General features: G+C 69.9%; 16 protein-coding genes. 10 read left to right on the forward strand and 6 right to left on the reverse strand.

Translation table 11 applies throughout. The features are described 5' to 3' along the window. A partial coding sequence (locus CQ044_RS05175; protein WP_105687685.1) for a LysR family transcriptional regulator occupies positions 1 to 864 on the reverse strand: 864 nt, incomplete at its 3' end. Positions 865 to 950: 86 nt separating this feature from the next. On the opposite strand from CQ044_RS05175, the gene CQ044_RS05180 reads away from it, so the two are divergent. From CQ044_RS05180 to CQ044_RS05190, 3 genes are all read left to right on the forward strand, one after another. Beyond that, the gene (locus CQ044_RS05180) at positions 951 to 1,451 is read left to right on the forward strand and encodes a carboxymuconolactone decarboxylase family protein (RefSeq protein WP_219844923.1); all 501 of its coding nucleotides are present in this window, start codon (positions 951 to 953) and stop codon (positions 1,449 to 1,451) included. Between the two features lie 271 nt (positions 1,452 to 1,722). After that, positions 1,723 to 2,568: an ABC transporter ATP-binding protein gene (locus CQ044_RS05185; protein ID WP_105687362.1), complete on the forward strand. Its 846-nt coding sequence runs from the start codon at positions 1,723 to 1,725 to the stop codon at positions 2,566 to 2,568. Beyond that, the gene (locus tag CQ044_RS05190; RefSeq protein WP_105687363.1) at positions 2,565 to 4,025 is read left to right on the forward strand and encodes an ABC transporter permease; all 1,461 of its coding nucleotides are present in this window, start codon (positions 2,565 to 2,567) and stop codon (positions 4,023 to 4,025) included. The genes CQ044_RS05185 and CQ044_RS05190 overlap by 4 nt, the downstream gene beginning before the upstream one ends. Here CQ044_RS05190 and CQ044_RS05195 read toward each other — a convergent pair. The 4 genes from CQ044_RS05195 to CQ044_RS05210 form a co-directional block, all read right to left on the reverse strand. After that, the gene (locus tag CQ044_RS05195) at positions 3,949 to 4,545 is read right to left on the reverse strand and encodes a hypothetical protein (RefSeq protein ID WP_181158184.1); all 597 of its coding nucleotides are present in this window, start codon (positions 4,543 to 4,545) and stop codon (positions 3,949 to 3,951) included. The genes CQ044_RS05190 and CQ044_RS05195 overlap by 77 nt on opposite strands. Then, positions 4,542 to 5,030: a SprT-like domain-containing protein gene (locus CQ044_RS05200; RefSeq protein ID WP_105687364.1), complete on the reverse strand. Its 489-nt coding sequence runs from the start codon at positions 5,028 to 5,030 to the stop codon at positions 4,542 to 4,544. Before CQ044_RS05200 ends, CQ044_RS05195 begins: the two co-directional genes overlap by 4 nt. 101 nt (positions 5,031 to 5,131) lie before the next feature. Then, entirely contained in the window at positions 5,132 to 5,659 is a 528-nt protein-coding gene (locus CQ044_RS05205) for a hypothetical protein (protein WP_105687686.1), read from the reverse strand. 152 nt (positions 5,660 to 5,811) lie between these two features. Beyond that, complete coding sequence (locus CQ044_RS05210) at positions 5,812 to 6,678, reverse strand: spermidine synthase (protein WP_105687365.1); 867 nt, start codon at positions 6,676 to 6,678, stop codon at positions 5,812 to 5,814. 187 nt (positions 6,679 to 6,865) lie between these two features. Here CQ044_RS05210 and CQ044_RS05215 point away from each other — a divergent pair, with 187 nt between their 5' ends. From CQ044_RS05215 to CQ044_RS05235, 5 genes are read left to right on the forward strand one after another with little or no spacing between them, the layout of a single operon-like run. Next, positions 6,866 to 8,167, forward strand: coding sequence for a sugar ABC transporter substrate-binding protein (locus CQ044_RS05215; RefSeq protein ID WP_045272078.1), 1,302 nt, complete (start codon positions 6,866 to 6,868; stop codon positions 8,165 to 8,167). Positions 8,168 to 8,179: 12 nt separating this feature from the next. After that, positions 8,180 to 9,160 (forward strand): carbohydrate ABC transporter permease, encoded by a 981-nt coding sequence (locus CQ044_RS05220; protein WP_045272077.1) that lies wholly within the window; start codon positions 8,180 to 8,182, stop codon positions 9,158 to 9,160. A 56-nt stretch (positions 9,161 to 9,216) separates the two neighbouring features. Next, entirely contained in the window at positions 9,217 to 9,990 is a 774-nt protein-coding gene (locus CQ044_RS05225) for a carbohydrate ABC transporter permease (RefSeq protein WP_105687687.1), read from the forward strand. Between the two features lie 2 nt (positions 9,991 to 9,992). Continuing rightward, positions 9,993 to 11,510 carry a glycoside hydrolase family 3 protein gene (locus CQ044_RS05230; RefSeq protein WP_258133168.1) on the forward strand — a complete coding sequence of 506 codons (1,518 nt, stop codon included), beginning with the start codon at positions 9,993 to 9,995 and terminating at the stop codon, positions 11,508 to 11,510. A 31-nt stretch (positions 11,511 to 11,541) separates the two neighbouring features. Continuing rightward, positions 11,542 to 12,399, forward strand: coding sequence for a MurR/RpiR family transcriptional regulator (locus CQ044_RS05235; protein ID WP_105687367.1), 858 nt, complete (start codon positions 11,542 to 11,544; stop codon positions 12,397 to 12,399). A gap of 33 nt (positions 12,400 to 12,432) precedes the next feature. On the opposite strand, the gene CQ044_RS05240 is transcribed toward CQ044_RS05235, so the two are convergent. Continuing rightward, positions 12,433 to 13,347, reverse strand: coding sequence for a sugar kinase (locus CQ044_RS05240; RefSeq protein WP_105687688.1), 915 nt, complete (start codon positions 13,345 to 13,347; stop codon positions 12,433 to 12,435). Positions 13,348 to 13,636: 289 nt separating this feature from the next. Here CQ044_RS05240 and CQ044_RS05245 point away from each other — a divergent pair, with 289 nt between their 5' ends. Further along, positions 13,637 to 17,137: a DNA-directed RNA polymerase subunit beta gene (locus tag CQ044_RS05245; RefSeq protein ID WP_105687368.1), complete on the forward strand. Its 3,501-nt coding sequence runs from the start codon at positions 13,637 to 13,639 to the stop codon at positions 17,135 to 17,137. Between the two features lie 67 nt (positions 17,138 to 17,204). Continuing rightward, positions 17,205 to 21,071, forward strand: a complete 3,867-nt coding sequence (rpoC, locus tag CQ044_RS05250) for a DNA-directed RNA polymerase subunit beta' (RefSeq protein ID WP_105687370.1) — start codon at positions 17,205 to 17,207, stop codon at positions 21,069 to 21,071. The last annotated feature ends 26 nt before the right edge of the window (positions 21,072 to 21,097 follow it).

The raw sequence follows: 21,097 nt of genomic DNA on the forward strand, positions 1-21,097 counted from the left end.
GTCGGGGTGGAGGAGCTCCAGGAGGGCACGGGCGGCGCGCGTCGGGGTCGCCCGCCACACCACGCCGAGGCGCGAGCGCACGTCCGGCGCGTCGATCGGGATCGCGCGGATGCCCTCCCAGCGGCGGCACGTCGCGGCGCTGACGACGCCCACCCCGAGCCCGCGCACCGCGAGCTTCTCGACCGCGGAGGGCGTTGACACCTCCCAGTGCGGCGCTCCCGCGCCCGGGCGTCCGGAGAGGAGCGCGTCGAGCGCCGCCCGGTCGCCGGTACCCTCCGGGAGCGCGATGAGGTCCATGCCGACCAGCTCGTCCGGGCGGATCCTGCGCCGCGCCGCCCAGGGGTGCGACGGCGCGACGACCGCGACCATCGGATCGTCGAACACCACCGCGGATCCGAGACCGTCCGGCGGATGCTCGGCCCAGGCCACGAGCGCGAGGTCGATCTCGCCGCGACGGATCGCGCCGATCAGCTGCGCTGACGTGTCCTCGCGCAGCCGCAGCTCGAGCCCCGGATGCGCCGCGCTGATCTCGGCGAGGGCGTCGTAGAACCGCGGCCACGTGAGCCCGAACACGGTGCCGACGCGGAGGGATCCGAGCAGCAGCCCGCGCAGGTCGGCCGCCGTGGCGCCGATCTCCCCGATCGCCTCGAGGGCGGCGCGGATCGAGGGCATCAGACGCTCGCCCTCCTGGGTGAGGGCGACCCGGCGGGAGGAGCGGTCGAACAGGGCGACGCCGAGCTCGCGCTCGAGCTTCTGCACCTGTGTGCTCACCCCGGACTGGCTGACGCGCACGCGTGCTGCGGCCGCCGTGAAGGATCCCGTCTCGACGACGGCCAGGACGTAGCGCAACTGGTGAAGTTCCATATCTGAGACAGATGATAGCGATAGGTATCAGCTGTTGGACGGATGGATCCGGATCGTCGAGTCTGAAGGGGACGAAAGGAATGACCATGACCATCACCGAGACCTCGACCCAGACCGAGCCGACCGTCCCGATCCCCGTCCGTCTCGACATCGACACGGTCGCGCCGCGCTTCTCCCGCGCGCTCGCCGGGCTCGACGCCGCGATGGTCCGCGAGCTCGATGCGGCGGGCATCGACGCCAGGCTGCGCGAGCTGGTGCGGCTGCGGGCCTCGCAGATCAACGGCTGCAGCTATTGCGTCGACCTGCACTCGGGGGACGCCGCCAAGGCGGGAGACACCGCCGCCCGCATCGCCGCCGTCGCCGTGTGGCAGGAGTCGCCCTTCTTCACCGCACGCGAGCGGGCCGCGTTCGCGCTCACCGAGAGCATCACCCGCCTCTCCGAGACCCACGTGCCGGACGCGGACTGGGCGGCCGCCGCCACGCGCTTCTCCCCGGAGGAGCTCGGCGCGCTCGTCTCGCTCATCGTCGTGATCAACGCCTGGAACGCCGTCGGCGTCTCCACGCACGCCTGGACCGGATCGATGTAGCCGGCGGACCAGGCTCTGCCGGAGTGCCCGGCCCTGCCGGAAGCCGGGAGGGCACGGGTGCGGTGCATCCCCGCCCCGCCCCCGCCTGAGTCCGCCCTACTTCCGAGTCGTCCCTGTGAGCGGACCCCCTGGCGTGCGCTCACAGGGACGACTCGGAGGTAGGAGAGGCCGGAGACGGAGCGGGGGAGGCGAGCGGATCATCCTTGCGATGTACGGGGATGGATCCAGAGAGCGACGCGGCGGACGGGGGCGGATCCTTAGCGTCGAAGACATGGAGATCACAACGACCGACCTGGGTCTTGCGGCCCGCGTCCAGCACCTCACCAAGACCTACGGATCCGGCGAGGGTGCGGTGCGCGCCCTCGACGACGTCAGCGTCGGCATCCGCCGCGGCCAGTTCACGGCGATCATGGGAGCCTCCGGCTCCGGCAAGTCCACGCTCATGCACATCATGGCGGGCCTGGACACCCCGACCCAGGGGCGGGCGTGGATCGGCGACACCGAGATCAGCGGCCTCGGCGACCTCGACCTCACGATCCTCCGCCGCCGACGCGTGGGCTTCATCTTCCAGGCGTTCAACCTGGTGCCGACCCTCGATGCGCTCGGCAACATCCTGCTGCCCTTCGAGCTCGATGGACGGCGCCCGTCCGCGATCGAGCGGGCCCGCATCGACTCCCTCGTCGAGATCCTCGGCATCGGGCCGCGGCTGCGGCACCGCCCGCACCAGCTGTCCGGCGGGCAGCAGCAGCGGGTCGCGATCGCCCGGGCGCTCGCCACGGCGCCCGACCTCGTCTTCGCGGACGAGCCCACTGGCAACCTCGACTCCGCCTCAGGGCGCGAAGTGCTGCAGCTGCTCTCCACCGCGAGCCGCGAGCAGGGCCAGTCCATCGCGATGGTCACGCACGACGCGGTCGCCGCCAGCTACGCCGACCGCGTGCTGTTCCTCGGCGACGGCCGGATCGTCGCCGACCACCCGCGCCGCACCGCGGACGAGATCGCCGCCCTCATGCTCTCCGGCGGCGCTCCGGCCCCGGCGGCCGCACCCGCGATGAGCGCCGGGCCCGCCCCGACCGCCGTCCCCGCGCCTGCGGCTCAGCCGAGCGGAGCGCTGGCATGACCGCCCTCGCCCCGACGCTGCTCGAGACGCCGCTCACCCCGTCGCGTCTCGCGTTCCTGCGGGAGCGCGGCATGGGCTCGAGCGTGTTCGTCGCCGCGCTCACGGCCGCGTTCGGCGTGATCCTCGTCGACACGACCTTCTACCTGGGCGCCCTGCTGCAGAACGATCCGTTCCTCGGGGACAGCGAGACCCTCGCCTACGTGGTGCGGATCCTCTCGGTGCTGCTCACCGCCGTGGCGATGTACGTCGCCGCCATCGTCACCGCCAACACGTTCGCGACCATCGTCGCCGGCCGCACCCGGCGCATCGCGCTGATGCGGCTGATCGGCGCTTCGGCGCAGTCGCAGCGGTCGGAGGTCGCGGGGCAGGGCCTCGCGGTCGGCGTCATCGGCGCGGTGCTCGGGCTCGCGGCCGGAGTTCTGCTGAGCTGGGGCGGCGCGGCGATCGGATCCCTCGCCTTCGACCATCCGCCGCAGGGCTTCTCGCCGCTGCAGCCGGGGGCGCTGATCCCCGCCGTCGGCGTGGCACTGACCACGTGGCTCGCCGCGTGGGCCGGATCACGGCGCGTGCTGACCGTCACCCCGCTGCAGGCGCTCGCGGGCTCCGCCGAGCGCACGGTCGCCGAGACCAGTGCCGGCGGGACCAGGCATCTCGGGGCGATCACGATGTTCGTGCTCGGCGGGCTGCTGCTGGCCGGCGGTGTCGTGGTGGGGCTGTCCTCGCCGCTCGGCGTCGTCGTCGCGTTCTTCGGCGGGGTGTTCTCGTTCAGCGGGCTCGCGATCGGCTCGGTGCTGGTGATGCCGCCCGTGCTGCGGCTCGTCGGGCGCCTCTTCGGACGCGGCGCGACGGCCCGGCTCGCGGCCGAGAATGCGCTCCGCCACCCCGAGCGGTCGAGCCGGATGGCGATCGGCGTCGTGATGGGCGTCACGCTCGTGACGATGTTCGCAGTCGCTCTGGAGTCCGCCAAGGCGCTCATGGTGCGCACGAGCGCCGAGGACCTGCCGCCGGGGTTCTTCGCCCCGTTCGATGCGTTCGGCACCGTGATGATGGTGCTGGTCGCCGTGTCGGCCGTGATCGCCGCGGTCGGGCTGGTCAACCTGCTCACGATCGGCGTCGTGCAGCGCCGACGCGAACTGGGCCTGCTGCGCGCGATCGGGCTGAGCAGCCGCCAGGTGCGCCGCATGGTGCTGCTGGAGGCTGCGCATGTGACGATCGCCGCCACGGCGACCGGGCTCGTGCTGGGCGTGGCCTACGGCTGGATCGCCGCGCAGTCGCTGCTCGGCTCGGTCCCGTCGATGCCCGACTTCCAGCCGGCGGGGCTCATCCCGCCGGTCGTGCCGTGGGTGCCGGTGGTCGCGATCGTGGCCTGCACGGCCGTGCTCACGCTCGTGGCGTCCGCCGCCCCGACCCGCCTCGCCACCCGCGTCGCCCCGGTCGAGGCGCTCGCCGCGGACTGAGGGTCGCAGTGCCGCGGGGGATCTCCGCGGCCCTGTCCCATGTGCGGGAGAGGCGGCGGATCCGCCATCCGCGCCACTGCCACGCCGCCCACAGCACGGGCAGCAGCAGGAGGGAACCCGGACCGCCGAACACGAGACGGTCGCGCCAGAGTGCCCGGCCGTCCGGCAGCTCAGAGACGGCCATCCGGTGGTCCCAGACGTCGAGCGAGGAGAGCGGCCCGGTGAGCGGTATGCCGCTGTCGCGGAGGATCCGCACGGTCTCGCCCTTGTGCTCGCGGACCTCGTCGTACGCCCCGATCAGCTGCGTGCCGACGGTGACCAGACCGAACAGGCGCAGCCGCACCGCGCTGTGCAGCAGCGAGCCCTCGTCCTCGTGCGTGAGCGGCTCGACCACGAGCACCGGCGCGTAGAGCGCCGTGAGCACGGCGGGCGAATGCAGAGCGGCCCAGGCGGCGTCGGCGCTCGCCGGGATCCGGAACTTCAGCTGCACATGCCGCAGCTTCAGGCTGGTCGTCGTCATCGCGGCATCACCGCCGCCCTGAGGTCGGCCGCCGTGATCTCGCGGCGGGTCCAGACCAGGAGGAAGCGCTCGTCGTAGCGCCGCGAGCAGCGCGCGCACGAGGACGCCCGCGTCGGCCGCCGATGCCGGTACGTCACGTGGCCGGTCGGGCAGCGGCCCACCCACGGGGCGAGATCGGTCGCGGTCTCGCCATGGTGCGTCGTCCCGCCGTCGTAGCCCAAGGACCGGGCGACCCGCTTCCAGGCCGCGCCGTGCGCGGCGTCGTGGCCGGCGACGGCGTGGGCGACCTCGTGCAGGAGTACCTGGTGGATCTCGTCGTCGTCGAACCGGGCGGCGAGATAGCGCGAGACGGTGATCCTCTTGTCGCGGTAGTTGCAGGCGCCCGCCCGGCGCTTGGCGTTGTCGAAGCCGAACGACCAGGTGGGATCGAGATGCAGCCGGATGAGCGCTTCGCCCCAGATCCGGACTCGTTCCAACTCGGCCATGCATTCACGTTAGGGGACGCCGGCGACATTCCGGCGCGAACGCCCGGATCAGCGCTCCGCGCCGCGTGCAGCACCGGCGGCAGCAGGCGACGAAGACCGCGTCAGCCGTTGACGACGACGGGGTCGCGGCGGCGCTCGACCGTGTCGACGGCGAGCAGCGCCGCCTCCAGCGCCGCGTCGTCGGCTCCCGCCTCGCGGCGCAGGAACACCGTGCGCTTGAAGCTCTCGCGGGCCTGGTCGTACTCGCCGGCCTCGAAGGCGTTGCGGCCGCGGTGCTGATGCGCGAAAGCGGCGATGGCGATCCACCCCTGTCCCTCCGCTTCGGCCACGCAGGCGGCCAGCTCGTGGTCGGCGGAGGCGTGCGCGCGGCGGTACTGCTGCACGGTCGCGCGCAGCACGCGCGCACGCAGCAGATCCTTGCGGGTGCCGGCCATGCGCGCCTGCCGCACGGTCTCATCCGCGAGGCGCAGCGCGTCGTCCAGACGGCCGAGGACCTTCAGCAGCCACACCCGCTCGAGCATCGACGGCAGGCTGCGCAGGTCGGCGATCTCCTCGAGACGCGCCTCGCACTCGGCCGGATCCACCAGCTCCCGCAGAGAGTCCGGGTCGTATCCCTTGATGTAGCCCACGCGCCCGTCCTCCTGCACTGCCTCGCCGTGCCCTCCAGTCTGCCTCCCGATCCGGCGCATCCGCGAAGGCCCCAGGGCGTGCCGTGAGAAACCGGTGGCCGGCGTCGGATCGAAAGGCTCTTGGTGCCGTGGATCGGCTCGGGCGGAGGAGATCAGCGCAGGAAGAGCCCGGCGTCGGGCCGCGGCGAGGCCACCGCGGTCGCGTCGGTGACGATCGCCGCATCCTTCGCGAACGCGACCACCTCGGCGCCGTGCGCGAGCTTGGCCGGGTGCGGACCCGCGGCGAGGATCCGCGGCAGCGCGTCGGCCGGAAGCGGACCTCTCGACGCGGCGAGCACGAGGTTGCCGAACCGGCGTCCCTTCAGGATCTGCGCGTCCGCGAGGATGGCGACCTCCGGAAGCACCGCGCGGATGGTCGCCACCTGCCGGCGGGCGAACGCGAGCCCCGGACCGTCCGCGACGTTCACGAGCAGGACGCCGGTGGGCCCCAGCAGCTGGGCGAGCTCGGTGTAGAACTCCACGCTGGTCAGGTGCGCGGGGGTCTGCGCTCCGGAGTAGACATCGGCGACGACGAGGTCGACCGCCTCGTTCAGCGCCGGCGGAAGGCGGTGCACGCCTTCGCGGGCGTCGCCGATGCGGATCCGGATCGCGGCGCCGCGGGGCAGCGGGAGATGCTCGCGCACGAGCTCCACGAGCGGGGCCTCGAGCTCGATGACCTGCTGGCGGGATCCGGGTCTGGTCGTGGCGATGTAGCGGGGGAGGGTCATCGCGCCGGCGCCGAGGTGCACGGCCGTGATCGGCGCACCGGGGGAGGCGAGCTGGTCGATCAGGGCGCCCATCCGCACGATGTACTCGAAGTGCAGGTGGGTGGGATCCGCGAGGTCGACGTGCGACTGCGGAGTGTCCTCGATGAGCAGTTCGAAGCCGCCGCCGAACTCCGCGGGGACGACCCGCGCGATCCCGCCTGATGCCAGCCGTGCGGCCGGATGCTCGGTGTCCTTCGCGCGCGCTCTGCCCATGCGATGAGCCTACGGCGGTGCGGTCGCGGGCGCGGCCGCCCGCGGATCCGCGCGGCCAGGACGGGCGGCGCGCGCAGGTCACGGCTCGATCACAGGCTTGGAAGAAACTTGCAGAGAGTTTGTTCAGCGTGGATACTTTTTCCTACTGGCACGTTCGCCCAGCGATTTCAAAGAGGAGATTCACCCGATGCACAAGCGCATTCTGTCCGTCGCGGCACTCGGCGTCGTGGCGACGCTGGGCCTGGCAGCCTGCTCCGGCGGCAGCACCCCCGCGGCCACCAGCGGTCCCGTCGACGGCAAGGGCAAGACGCTCAACGTCTGGATCATGAAGGGCACGAACCCCGACTCCTCCGCGTTCTACGACGCGGTCTCGGCGGAGTTCAAGAAGGAGACCGGCGCGGACGTGAAGGTCGAAGAGGTGCAGTGGGCGGACGCCCACGACCGGTTCGTGACCTCGATCGCCGGCGGCACCACCCCCGACATCGCGGAGACCGGCACCACCTGGACCGCCGAGTTCGCCGACGCCGGCGCGCTACTGCCGATCGACAAGTACGTCGACGCGGAGAGCGGCCTGTCCAAGGACCTCGTCGAGGGCCTCAAGGTTGCGGGCACCTACGACAAGGAGCTCTATGGCATGCCCTGGTACGCCGGTGTGCGCTCGATCGTCTACCGCACCGACGTCTTCGACGAGCTCGGCCTCAAGGCACCGACGTCCTGGGACGACATCGTCGCCGCCGGCGAGAAGATCAAGGCCGCGCACCCCGAGATGATGGCCTTCCCGGTTCCGGGTGACGCCGAGTTCCTCGTGTACCCGTGGGTCTGGGGCGCGGGCGGCGAGGTCGCCACCGACAAGAGCGGGAAGTGGACCAGCCAGCTCGACAGCAAGAAGTCGCAGGAGGGCATCCAGTTCTACACGGACCTCGCGCTCAAGCACGGCTTCTCCTCCGCCGGTGCGACCACCTGGAAGGAGACCGATCTGCGTGACTCCTTCAGCCAGGGCAACGTCGCGATGATGCTCTCCGGATCCTGGACGCCGAAGTCGCTCATCGAGAAGAACCCGGAGCTGAAGGGCAAGATCGGCGCCGCGGTCATCCCGGGCAAGGACGGCGGCATCGCCCCCTCTGTCCTCGGCGGCTCGCACCTGTCGATCTTCAACAACACCAAGAACCCCGACCTCGCGTGGGCGTTCGTGAAGATGATGACCACCGGCAAGTTCGCCACGCAGTGGGCGGACGAGACCGGCTACTTCCCGGGCGTGCAGTCGGCCATGGCCGAGTCCCTGAAGTCGACGGACCCGCTGGTCGCGCCGTTCGCGAAGCAGATGGTGGAAGGCGGCGCCTCGGTGCCGGTGACCCCGAACTTCGGCGCCGTGCAGGCGAAGAAGACCACCAACTCGATGATCCAGGCGATCCTCAGCGGTCAGAAGGACGTCGCGACGGCCTCGAAGGACGCCGCGACCGAGATGACCGACCTGCTCAACAAGAAGTAATCGGATCCCTGTATGTCCACGGTGCACGCACCACGGCCGGCCGCGTCCTCGGAGTCCCGCTCCGAGGCCGCGGCCGGCGGCCCGCCGTCGCGGAAGAAGAAGCTCAGCTGGGTGACCGCGCGGCCGTGGCTGCTGCTCGCACCCGGCCTGTTCATCCTGGCCACGCTCATGCTGTGGCCGCTCGTCCAGGTCGTGATCTACTCGCTGCAGGACTACGGCCTGCGTGAGATCAACACCGGCCGGACCAACTTCATCGGGTTCGACAACTACGTCGAGGCGCTCACAGACAAGACGCTGTGGACCGTGGTCCTGCCGAACACGGTGGGCTTCGCCGTGGTCGCGGTGTTCGTCACCGTCACCGTCGGCACGCTGGTCGCGCTGCTGCTGGCCCGCCTCGGCACGGTGTGGCGCACGATCGTCTCCAGCTGCATCATGGTCGCCTGGGCGATGCCCGCCGTCACCGGAACCTACGTGTGGGTGTGGATCTTCGACGCCGACAAGGGCGTGTTCAACTCGGTGCTCAAGGACCTCGGTCTCATCGACGGACAGGTGAACTGGTTCACGAACCAGTGGTCGTTCTACGCGATCGTGCTGCTGAACGTCGTGCACCACGGCTTCCCGTTCGTCGCCGTGACCGTGCTCGCGGGTCTGCTCGGCGTCTCCAAGGAGATGCTCGAGGCCGCGGCCCTGGACGGCGCGGGCGCCTGGCGGCGGTTCTGGAAGATCATCTTCCCCACGCTCAAGCCCGTGTTCTCCGTCGTGATCATCCTCTCCACGATCTGGGACTTCAAGGTCTTCGCGCAGGTCTATCTGATGCCGGGCGGCAACGGCGGCAATCGCACCGTGCTGAACCTGGGCGTGTGGTCGTACGTGGAGTCCTTCGGTCAGAACCGCTACGGTTTCGGCGCCGCGCTCGCGGTGCTGCTCACCCTGGTCCTGCTCGGGATCACGATCGTGTACATCCGCTCCCTCATGAAGGAGGAAGAGCTGTGAAATCCCGTCACCCGATCCTCGGACGCATCGGCATCGTGATCGCGGTCGTCGCCGTGATGCTCTTCACGCTGTTCCCGGTGTACTGGATGGTCTCCAGCGCCTTCGACAAGAAGGCCTCGAGCGGCGGACAGTCGCTCCTGCCCAAGGAGTTCACCCTCGACAACTTCGCCTTCGTGCTCACGGACGGCGGCTTCGCGACGTTCCTGCGCAACTCGGTGATCGTCGCGCTCGTCACGGTCCTCGTGAGCGGCTTCGTCTGCCTGCTCGCCGCCGTGGCGGTCGCGCGCTTCCGCTTCAAGTTCCGCACCGCGATCCTGCTGATGATCCTCATCGTGCAGATGGTGCCGCTCGAGGCGCTCGTCATCCCGCTGTTCCTGCAGGTGAAGAGCCTCGGCCTGCTGAACAGCATCCTCGGCCTCATGGTCGTGTACGTGGCGCTCTCCCTCGCCTTCGGGATCTGGATGCTGCGCGGCTTCGTGCAGGCGGTCCCCGTCGAGCTCGAGGAGGCCGCGTACATCGACGGCGCGAGCTGGTGGCGGATGTTCCGCTCCGTGCTGCTGCCCCTCGTGATGCCGGGCCTCGTGGCCACGAGCGTGTTCAGCTTCATCACCGCGTGGAACGAGTTCATCTTCGCGATGACGATGCTGGGCGGCGCGACCGACCAGTACACGGTCTCGATCGGACTGAAGTCGTTCTTCGGCCAGTACTCCAACGACTGGGGGAGCATCATGGCCGCTTCCACTCTCATCACCCTGCCTGTCATGATCTTCTTCGTGATCGTGCAGCGGCGCCTGTCCTCGGGACTCGTCGCGGGAGCGGTGAAGGGATGAGCGTGGCAGAGGCGAACGACGGAGTTTCCGAGGGCGACGGCGGGACGGCGGAGCTCGAACGCCTTGCGAACGCGGTGCTGTGGCCGGGCTTCTACGGCCGCACCGTGCCGGCGTGGCTCGACACGGCGCTGCATCAGGGGCTCGCCGGCGTGGTCTACTTCGCGCAGAACATCGGTCCCGACCTCGCCGCCCTGAGCGCCGGGATCCGCGCCGCGAACCCGCAGGCGCTCATCGGCATCGACGAGGAGGGCGGCAGCGTCACCCGGCTCGAGGCCGCGACCGGATCCACCCTCCCCGGCGCCGCGCAGCTCGGCGCGCTCGACGACGTGACCGCGACCGAGGCGACCGGCGCGGAGCTCGCCCGGCGCGTGCGCGCCGTGGGCGCCGACGTCGTGCTGGGCCCGGTGGCGGACGTGAACACGGATCCGCGCAACCCGGTCATCGGCGTGCGCGCGTTCGGCGCCGACGCGGACCTGGTCTCGCGGCACGTGGTCGCCGCCGTCGAGGGCGTCCAGGCGGGCGGCGTGGCCGCCTGCGTCAAGCACTTCCCCGGGCACGGCGACACGCACGTCGACTCCCACCACGACCTCCCGCGCATCGCGGTGGATCCGGCCGAGATCGAGCGCGTGCACCTCGCGCCGTTCCGCGCCGCGATCGCCGCGGGCGTGGACGCCGTGATGACCGCGCACATCGTGGTCCCCGCCTGGGGTGAGGAGCCCGCCACGCTCAACCCGCGCGTGCTGGGCATGCTGCGGGAGGCCGGATTCGACGGCGTCATCATCACCGACGCCCTCGACATGGCCGCGATCCGCGAGTCCGTCGGGATCGGCGGGGGAGGAGTGCTCGCGCTCGCCGCGGGCGCCGACCTCCTCTGCATCGGCAATCCGACGAACCCCGGTGCGGCGGCCCTCCCGGATCAGGACGAGCACGACTACCGCACGGCGCGAGACGCGATCGTCGCCGCGCTCCGGGACGGCTCGCTGTCCCGCGAAAGGGTGCTCGAGGCCGGTGCCAGGGTTGCGCGGCTCGCGACGAAGCTCGCGGAGGCCGCGACGCCCGCGGAGGCCGAGGCCTACGACGCTGCCGGCATCCTGCGCCGCGCGCTGCGCGTCCGAGGGGACCTGAAGGCCGCGGACTCTCCGTTCGTGGTCGATGCCCGCCGCAGCTCGACGCTCGCCGTGGACAGCGCCGCCGGCTACGTGTCGGAGGCGCTCGCCGCGGGAGCGGCGACCGTGCGGTTCGACGCCGCGCAGCTGGACGAGACGCAGCGCGACGCGGCCGTCGACGCAGCACTCGCGCAGGCCGAAGGCCGGCGGATCGCGCTGCTCGTCGACCGGATCGACACGGACCCCGCGCAGCGCGCGCTCGTCGCCGTGTTCGCGGCGCGCGCGGCCGAGGTCGTGGCCGTGAACGTCGGCCTGCCCGCGGAGGATGCGGGCGTGCCGGTGATCGAGGTGGGTTCTGCGAGTAGGATCGGCGCCGAGCTCGCGAGGGAGAGGCTCGTCGGCTCCGTGCGATGATCCGCTCTCTTCGGGAGGCAGAAGGGGTGTGATGGACGCGGACGTCTTCGCCGTGGTGCGCGGGGCACTGCCGCGGCTGAGCGCCGCCGAGGCGAGGGTCGCCGAGCGCGTGCTCGCGGATCCGACCCTCGTCGTGGATCTCGCCATCACGGACCTCGCGCAGCTCTGCCGCACCTCGTTGTCGACCGTCGCGCGCTTCGCGCAGACCCTGGGCTTCAGCGGCTACCGCGAGCTGCGCGTCGCGTTCGCCGGCGCCGTGGCGCGTGCGCAGGCCGAGCAGGAGCGCTTCGGCTTCGTCGATGCGGTCATCGACCCCGGCGACCCGGTGGAGGCCGTGGCGGCCAAGCTGGCGGCGAGCGAGATCGGCGCGATCGAGCACACCGTCGCGGGTCTCGACTTCGCCGCACTGGACCGCGTCGCGGTCGCGATCGCGGGCGCGAGGCAGGTGCACCTGTTCGGGCAGGGCGCCTCGTCGCTCACCGCGCAGGACATGCAGCTCAAGCTCGCCCGGATCGGATGCGTCGCCGTGCACTCGCCGGATCCGCACATCGCGATCACCGGTGCCTCGCTGCTCGGGACCGAGGACGTCGTCCTCGCGGTCTCCCATGAGGGCGCGACGGCGGAGACGATCAGGACGGCCGAGGTGGCGCGCGCGGCGGGGGCCTTCGTGGTCGCGCTGACAAACGCCCCAGGATCCCCGATCACGGTCGTGGCCGACGTGGTGCTCGGCACGCGCGCCAAGGAATCGCCGCTGCGGATGGCCGCGATGTCGAGCAGGATCGCGCAGCTCGCCGTGCTCGACCTGCTGTTCGTGCGCGTCGTGCAGCACCGCGGGGAGACCGTGACGGCACCGCTGCGCGCGACCCGCCGCGCGGTGCGCGGCGACTGACGGGTCCTGCCCGGCGTCGGTGGCCGGCCCTGCTCAGCCCACGTGGTCGCGGGTGCTGCCCAGCGCACGGGTCGCGATGCGGTTGGCCCTCGCCACGCAGCCGCTCAGCGACAGCCCACTGAGCACCCCGGCGAGGAAGCCCGCCGCGAAGGCGTCACCGGCGCCGATCGTCTCGACCACGGTCGAGGGCACGGCGGGGGCGTCGGCGCGCTCGGCGCCGTCGAACGCGGTGGCGCCGTCGTCCCGTGTGACGACGAGGTGCCTCGGTCCGGGGAACAGCGCACGCAGGCGGTCCGGATCCCCGGTGCCGAAGACGGCCTCGGCGTCGTGCGCGCTGCACTGCGCCACGTCGGCCGCGGCGAGGTAGCCGCCGAGCAGCTCTCGCGCCTCGTCCTCGCGGCCCTGCCAGAGCGCAGGGCGCCAGTTCACGTCGAAGCCGATCAGCCGGTCGCCGCGCTCGGCGAACAGCTCGTCCTGTGCGGCGCGGGCGCCGTCGGACAGGGCGGGGGTGATTCCGGTCGTATGCACGAGCGCCGCATCGGCGAGCACCCGCTCCGCGGCGGGCGTGCGCAGGGTCGCGGGGGAGATCCGGCTGCCCGCGGATCCGGCCCGGTAGTAGTGCATGGCACTCTGCACCGGCCCCTCGCCCTCGGCGGAGAGCTCCTTCACGTAGAGCCCCGTGGGAGCCGCGGGGTCGATCTCGACCGCGGAGGCGTCGACGCCGTGCTGCGCGAGCTCGGCGAGCAGGAAGCGGCCGAAGCCGTCATCGCCCACCCGGGAGATCACCGCGGCACCGGAGCCCGCAGAGGCGACCGCGAGCGCGACGTTCCACTCCGCGCCCGCCAGGGAGCGCTGGAACGTCCGATTGCTCTCCAGCGGACCGGCCGTGGTGGGCACGAGCGCCACCAGGCCTTCGCCGAAGCAGGCGATCAACGGTGTTTCGGGCACGCTCGCGACGATACCGGATCCCTGTGACATCCACGCGTCCGGGCGCCGCGCGCTCGTGGTTATACCCCCCTCGGGGCAGAAGGTCAAGAATCGCGCTGGACATGTCGCGATATCGGGCCTATAGTTGATATTTGCGCCTCGCTCCTCCCTGCCCTCATATGGTGGTCGGCAGACTCCGTACGTCCTCGCTCCTCGACAGAGCGCCTTCAGCGTGCGGCCGTGTGACGCGGCGCACTCACCTGACGACGAGGAATCGAGACGCCCTTCGGGGCTCACGGAGGTTATTCCCTTGGCTGCTGCTCGCAACGCATCCACCCCCACCACCATCAAGAACGGACGCGGCTACTCCCGCCTCTCGTTCGCCAAGATCTCCGACACGCTGACGGTCCCCGACCTGCTCGCCCTGCAGACCGAGTCCTTCGACTGGCTCGTGGGCAACGAGGCCTGGAAGCAGCGCGTCGCGGAGGCCAAGAAGGCCGGCCGCAAGGACCTCGCCCAGGCCAGCGGCCTGGAGGAGATCTTCGAGGAGATCTCCCCGATCGAGGACCTGAGCGAGACCATGCAGCTCTCGTTCACGAACCCGTACCTCGAGCCCGAGAAGTACTCCATCGAGGAGTGCAAGGAGCGCGGCAAGACCTACGCGGCCCCGCTCTACGTCGAGGCCGAGTTCATGAACCACCAGACCGGTGAGATCAAGACGCAGACGGTCTTCATGGGCGACTTCCCGCTGCAGACCGCCAAAGGCACGTTCATCATCAACGGCACCGAGCGCGTCGTCGTCTCGCAGCTGGTCCGCTCCCCGGGCGTCTACTTCGACAAGACCCCCGACAAGACGAGCGACAAGGACATCGTCTCCGCGCGCGTCATCCCGTCCCGCGGCGCCTGGCTCGAGTTCGAGATCGACAAGCGCGACCAGGTCGGCGTGCGCATCGACCGCAAGCGCAAGCAGTCCGTCACCGTCTTCCTCAAGGCGCTGGGCCTGACCAGCGAGGAGATCCTCGCCGAGTTCGCCGGCTTCGCCTCGATCGAGGAGACCCTGGCGAAGGACACGATCCTCACCAAGGAGGACGCGCTCCGCGACATCTACCGCAAGCTCCGTCCGGGCGAGCAGGTCGCCGCCGAGGCCGCCCGCGCGCTCCTGGACAACTTCTACTTCAACGCCAAGCGCTACGACCTGGCCAAGGTGGGTCGCTACAAGATCAACCAGAAGCTCGGCCTGGACACCCCGCTGGACGAGTCCGTCCTCACGGTCAAGGACGTCGTCGAGACGATCAAGTACCTGGTGCGCCTGCACGCGAACGTGGAGACCTTCGAGGGCATCCGCGGCGGCAAGAAGGCGGAGATCCGTCTCGCGACCGACGACATCGACAACTTCGGCAACCGTCGCATCCGCGCCGTCGGCGAGCTCATCCAGAACCAGGTCCGCACCGGCCTGTCCCGCATGGAGCGCGTCGTCCGCGAGCGCATGACCACGCAGGACATCGAGGCGATCACCCCGCAGACCCTGATCAACGTGCGCCCCGTCGTCGCCGCGATCAAGGAGTTCTTCGGCACCTCGCAGCTGTCGCAGTTCATGGACCAGAACAACCCGCTCGCGGGTCTGACCCACAAGCGCCGCCTCTCGGCCCTCGGCCCCGGTGGTCTGAGCCGCGACCGCGCCGGCGTCGAGGTCCGCGACGTGCACCCCTCGCACTACGGCCGCATGTGCCCGATCGAGACCCCGGAAGGCCCGAACATCGGTCTGATCGGCTCGCTCGCCACGTTCGCGCGGATCAACTCCTTCGGCTTCATCGAGACCCCGTACCGCAAGGTCGAGGGCGGCAAGGTCACCGAGCACATCGATTACCTGACCGCCGCCGAGGAGGTCGACTTCAACATCGCCCAGGCGAACGCCCCGCTCGCCGCGGACGGCCGCTTCACCGAGGCGCACGTGCTGGCCCGCCCGAAGGGCGGATCCGGCGAGGTCGACATGTTCCTCCCCGAGGAGATCGGCTACATCGACGTCTCCCCGCGCCAGATGGTTTCGGTCGCGACCTCGCTCGTGCCGTTCCTCGAGCACGACGACGCGCAGCGCGCGCTCATGGGCGCCAACATGCAGCGCCAGGCCGTGCCGCTGCTCCGTTCCGAGTCGCCGTACGTCGGCACCGGTATGGAGGGCTACGCCGCCATCGACGCCGGTGACGTGATCACCGCCGACAAGGCCGGTGTCGTCTCCGAGGTCTCCGCGGACCGCGTCGTGGTCATGCTCGACGAGGGCGGCACGCAGGAGTTCTACCTGCGCAAGTTCGACCGCTCGAACCACGGCACCTCCTACAACCAGAAGGTCGTCGTCTCGGCCGGTGAGCGCGTCGAGGTCGGCGAGGTCATCGCAGACGGTCCCGCCACGGAGAACGGCGAGCTCGCGCTCGGCAAGAACCTCCTCGTCGCCTTCATGACGTGGGAGGGTCACAACTTCGAGGACGCGATCATCCTCAGCCAGGACCTGGTGAAGGACGACACCCTCTCCTCGATCCACATCGAGGAGTACGAGGTCGACTCGCGCGACACGAAGCTCGGCAAGGAGGAGATCACCCGTGACCTCCCCAACGTCAGCCCGGAGCTCCTGAAGGACCTCGACGAGCGCGGCATCATCCGCATCGGCGCCGAGGTCCGCCCCGGCGACATCCTCGTCGGAAAGGTCACCCCGAAGGGCGAAACCGAGCTCTCGGCCGAGGAGCGCCTGCTCCGCGCGATCTTCAACGAGAAGAGCCGCGAGGTCCGCGACACCTCCCTGAAGGTGCCGCACGGCGAGCAGGGCACCGTCATCGCGGTCAAGGAGTTCAACGCCGAGGACGGCGACGACGAGCTCGGCTCCGGCGTCAACCGCCGCGTCGTGGTCTTCATCGCCCAGAAGCGCAAGATCACCGAGGGCGACAAGCTCGCCGGCCGTCACGGCAACAAGGGCGTCATCGCGAAGATCCTGCCGGTCGAGGACATGCCGTTCCTCTCCGACGGCACCCCGGTCGACGTGATCCTGAACCCGCTCGGCATCCCGGGCCGCATGAACTTCGGCCAGGTGCTGGAGACCCACCTCGGGTGGATCGCCGCACAGGGCTGGAAGATCGAGGGCAACCCGGAGTGGGCCGCGCGCCTTCCCGAGGAGGCGTTCGACGTCGCCCCCGGCACCAAGGTCGCGACCCCGGTGTTCGACGGCGCCAGCGAGGAGGAGATCTCCGGTCTGCTCGACTCGACGCTGCCGACCCGTGACGGCGTGCGCCTGATCGACTCGACCGGTAAGACCACCCTGTTCGACGGCCGCTCCGGCGAGCCGTTCCCGGGGCAGATCTCCGTGGGCTACATGTACATCCTGAAGCTCCACCACCTCGTCGACGACAAGATCCACGCGCGTTCGACGGGCCCCTACTCGATGATCACCCAGCAGCCGCTCGGCGGTAAGGCCCAGTTCGGCGGCCAGCGCTTCGGTGAGATGGAGGTGTGGGCGCTCGAGGCCTACGGCGCCGCATACGCGCTGCAGGAGCTCCTCACGATCAAGTCCGACGACATCCTCGGCCGCGTCAAGGTCTACGAGGCGATCGTCAAGGGCGAGAACATCCAGGAGCCGGGCATCCCGGAGTCGTTCAAGGTGCTCATGAAGGAGATGCAGTCGCTCTGCCTGAACGTCGAGGTCCTCTCGGCCGACGGCACGGCGGTCAACCTCCGCGACACCGACGACGAGGCCTTCCGGGCCGCCGAGGAGCTGGGGATCAACATCTCCAGCCGCTTCGAGTCCGCCTCGATCGACGAGATCTGAGCCAGAACCGATTCGACGGGCCTCGCGGCCCGCAATCAACAGTTTTTATTGAGACACAGGAGAACTAGTGCTCGACGCAACAACGTTCGATGAGCTTCGCATCGGTCTGGCCACCGCAGACGATATCCGCAAGTGGTCCTACGGCGAGGTCAAGAAGCCCGAGACCATCAACTACCGCACGCTGAAGCCGGAGAAGGACGGCCTCTTCGGCGAGCAGATCTTCGGCCCGTCCCGCGACTGGGAGTGCGCCTGCGGCAAGTACAAGCGCGTGCGCTTCAAGGGCATCGTGTGCGAGCGATGCGGCGTGGAGGTCACCAAGAGCTCCGTGCGCCGTGAGCGCATGGGCCACATCGAGCTCGCCGCACCCGTCACCCACATCTGGTACTTCAAGGGCGTGCCCTCGCGCCTCGGCTACCTGCTGGACATGGCGCCGAAGGACCTCGAGAAGGTCATCTACTTCGCCGCGTACATGGTCATCTCGGTCGACGAGGACGCGCGTCACCGCGACCTCGCGACCCAGGAGAACAACATCCGCCTCGAGCTGAAGACGCTCGGCGACCGCCGCGATGCCAAGATCGCGGAGCGCCTGGCCAAGCTGGAGGAGGAGCTCGCGGCCCTCGAGGCCGAAGGCGCCAAGGCCGACGCCAAGAAGAAGGTCAAGGACGCCGCCGAGAAGGAGATGTCCCTGATCCGCAAGGGCGCTGACGAGGCGATCGTCAAGCTCGAGCGCGTGTGGGAGGACTTCCGCACCCTCGAGGTCGGCGCCCTCCGTCCCGAGGACGACGTCTTCCACGAGCTGCAGGACCGGTTCGGCCAGTACTTCGAGGCCCACATGGGCGCCGAGGCGATCCAGCGCCGCCTCGCGGCCTTCGACCTCGCCGCCGAGTCGGAGAAGCTGCACCTGCAGATCTCCGAGGGCAAGGGTCAGCGCAAGATCCGTGCGATCAAGCGCCTCAAGGTCGTGAACTCGTTCCTGGAGACCGGCATGAGCCCGGCCGCCATGGTGCTCGACGTCGTTCCGGTGATCCCGCCGGAGCTGCGCCCGATGGTGCAGCTGGACGGTGGCCGCTTCGCGACCAGTGACCTGAACGACCTGTACCGTCGCGTGATCAACCGCAACAACCGTCTTCGTCGTCTGATCGATCTCGGCGCCCCCGAGATCATCGTGAACAACGAGAAGCGCATGCTGCAGGAGGCCGTCGACGCGCTGTTCGACAACGGCCGCCGCGGTCGTCCCGTCACCGGCACCGGCAACCGCGCCCTGAAGTCCCTCAGCGACATGCTGAAGGGAAAGCAGGGTCGCTTCCGCCAGAACCTGCTCGGCAAGCGCGTGGACTACTCGGGCCGTTCGGTCATCATCGTCGGACCGCAGCTCAAGCTGCACCAGTGCGGTCTGCCGAAGACGATGGCGATCGAGCTGTTCAAGCCGTTCGTGATCAAGCGCCTGATCGACCTGGGCCACTCGCAGAACATCAAGGCCGCCAAGCGCGCCGTCGAGCGCATGCGCCCCGAGGTCTGGGACGTGCTCGAGGAGATCATCCGCGAGCGCCCCGTGCTGCTGAACCGCGCCCCCACCCTGCACCGCCTGGGCATCCAGGCCTTCGAGCCTCAGCTCGTCGAGGGCAAGGCCATCCAGCTGCACCCGCTCGTCTGCGCGGCGTTCAACGCCGACTTCGACGGTGACCAGATGGCCGTGCACCTGCCGCTCTCGGTCGAGGCTCAGGCCGAGGCCCGCGTGCTGATGCTCGCCTCGAACAACATCCTCAAGCCGTCCGACGGCCGTCCGGTCACCCTGCCCTCGCAGGACATGATCATCGGCCTGCACCACCTGACCACGGTCAAGGACGGTGCGGTCGGCGAGGGCCGTGCGTTCGGCTCCGTGGGCGAGGCGATCCTGGCGAAGGACGAGGGCACCCTCGACCTGCAGGCCAAGGTCCGCATCCGCATCCCGGGTCTGACGTTCCTCGAGGGCGAAGCCCCCGAGGGCTACGAGCGCCACGGTCTCGTGGACACCTCGCTCGGCCAGGCGATCTTCAACGACACCCTGCCGAAGGGCTACCCCTTCGTGCGCGGCGTCGCCGACAAGGGCAAGCTGTCCCAGATCGTCAACAAGCTGGCCGAGGAGTACCCGAAGGTCGAGACAGCTGCGTCGCTGGACCGGATCAAGGACGCCGGCTTCTACTGGGCCACGCGTTCCGGCGTGACCGTCGCGCTCAGCGACGTCGTCACCCCGCCGAACAAGGGCGAGATCGTCTCGGGCTACGAGAAGCAGGCCGAGAAGGTCCAGGGCCAGTACGACAAGGGCCTCATCACCGACGCCGAGCGTCGTCGGGAGCTCATCCAGATCTGGACCGCGGCGACCGACGAGGTCCAGGCGGCCATGATGGCGAACTTCCCGACGGACAACACCATCAACCGGATGGTCTCCTCGGGCGCCCGTGGTAACTGGCTGCAGATCCGTAACATCGCGGGTATGCGCGGTCTGGTGAACAACCCCAAGGGTGAGCTCATCCCGCGTCCGATCATCTCCTCGTACCGCGAGGGCCTGTCGGTGGCGGAGTACTTCATCGCCACGCACGGTACCCGTAAGGGTCTCGCCGACACCGCTCTGCGCACCGCCGACTCGGGCTACCTGACCCGTCGTCTGGTGGACGTCTCGCAGGACGTCATCATCCGTGAGGACGACTGCGGCACGTCGAAGGGCCTGGAGCTGCCGATCGCCGCACCGAACAGCGCCGGCGAGCTGGTGCGCGACGCGAACGTGGAGAACTCCGTGTTCGCCCGTACGCTCGCGTCCGATGTCGTGAACGAGGCCGGCGAGGTTCTCGCCAGCGCCGGTGAGGACGTCGGCGACGTGCTCATCGACAAGCTGGTCGCGCTCGGCGTCGAGGCCATCAAGGTCCGCTCCGTGCTGACCTGCGACTCGGCCGTCGGCGTCTGCGCGCAGTGCTACGGCCGCTCGCTGGCCACCGGCAAGACGGTGGACATCGGTGAGGCCGTCGGCATCATCGCGGCCCAGTCGATCGGTGAGCCCGGAACGCAGCTGACGATGCGTACCTTCCACCTCGCCTCCGCCGGTGACATCACGCAGGGTCTGCCCCGCGTGCAGGAGCTCTTCGAGGCGCGTACCCCGAAGGGCGCCTCCCCGATCGCCGAGGCCGATGGCCGCATCACGATCGAGGAGACCGACAAGTCGAAGAAGGTCATCCTCACGCCCGACAACGGCGACGAGGAAGTGGTCTACCCGGTGCTGAAGCGTGCGACGCTCCTCGTCGAGGACGGCCAGCACGTCGTCGTCGGCGAGCCGCTCCAGGTCGGAACGCTCGACCCCAAGGAGGTCATGCGCGTCATGGGTGCCCGCGAGGTGCAGCGCTACCTCGTCAACGGCGTGCAGGGCGTGTACCGCTCCCAGGGTGTGCCGATCCACGACAAGCACATCGAGGTCATCGTTCGCCAGATGCTGCGCAAGGTCACCGTCGTCGACCACGGCGACACGACCCTGCTGCCCGGCGAGATGCTCGACGCCCGTCGTTACCAGGACGTCAACCGCGAGGCCGTCGCGTCGGGCAAGCGCCCGGCGTCCGGTCGCCCGGAGCTGATGGGTATCACGAAGGCGTCGCTCGCGACCGAGTCGTGGCTGTCGGCCGCGTCCTTCCAGGAGACGACCCGCGTGCTCACGCAGGCCGCCATGGAGGGCAAGAGCGACCCGCTGGTCGGCCTCAAGGAGAACGTCATCATCGGAAAGCTGATCCCCGCGGGGACCGGCCTGCGCCGCTACCGCGACATCACGGTGGAGGCGACCGAGGAGGCCAAGAGCGAGCGCTACCCGAACCGGATCTTCGCATCCGACGGCGCGTACGCCGAGGGAGACTTCGGCTACGTCGACTTCGACGCGTTCTCGACCGACGACATCACCCCCGGCACCTATAACTGAGTGCTGACGGACTGATCGTCTGACGA

Origin of the sequence: Microbacterium sp. MYb64 (genome assembly GCF_002979495.1) — a bacterium.
GTDB lineage: Bacteria > Actinomycetota > Actinomycetes > Actinomycetales > Microbacteriaceae > Microbacterium > Microbacterium azadirachtae_A.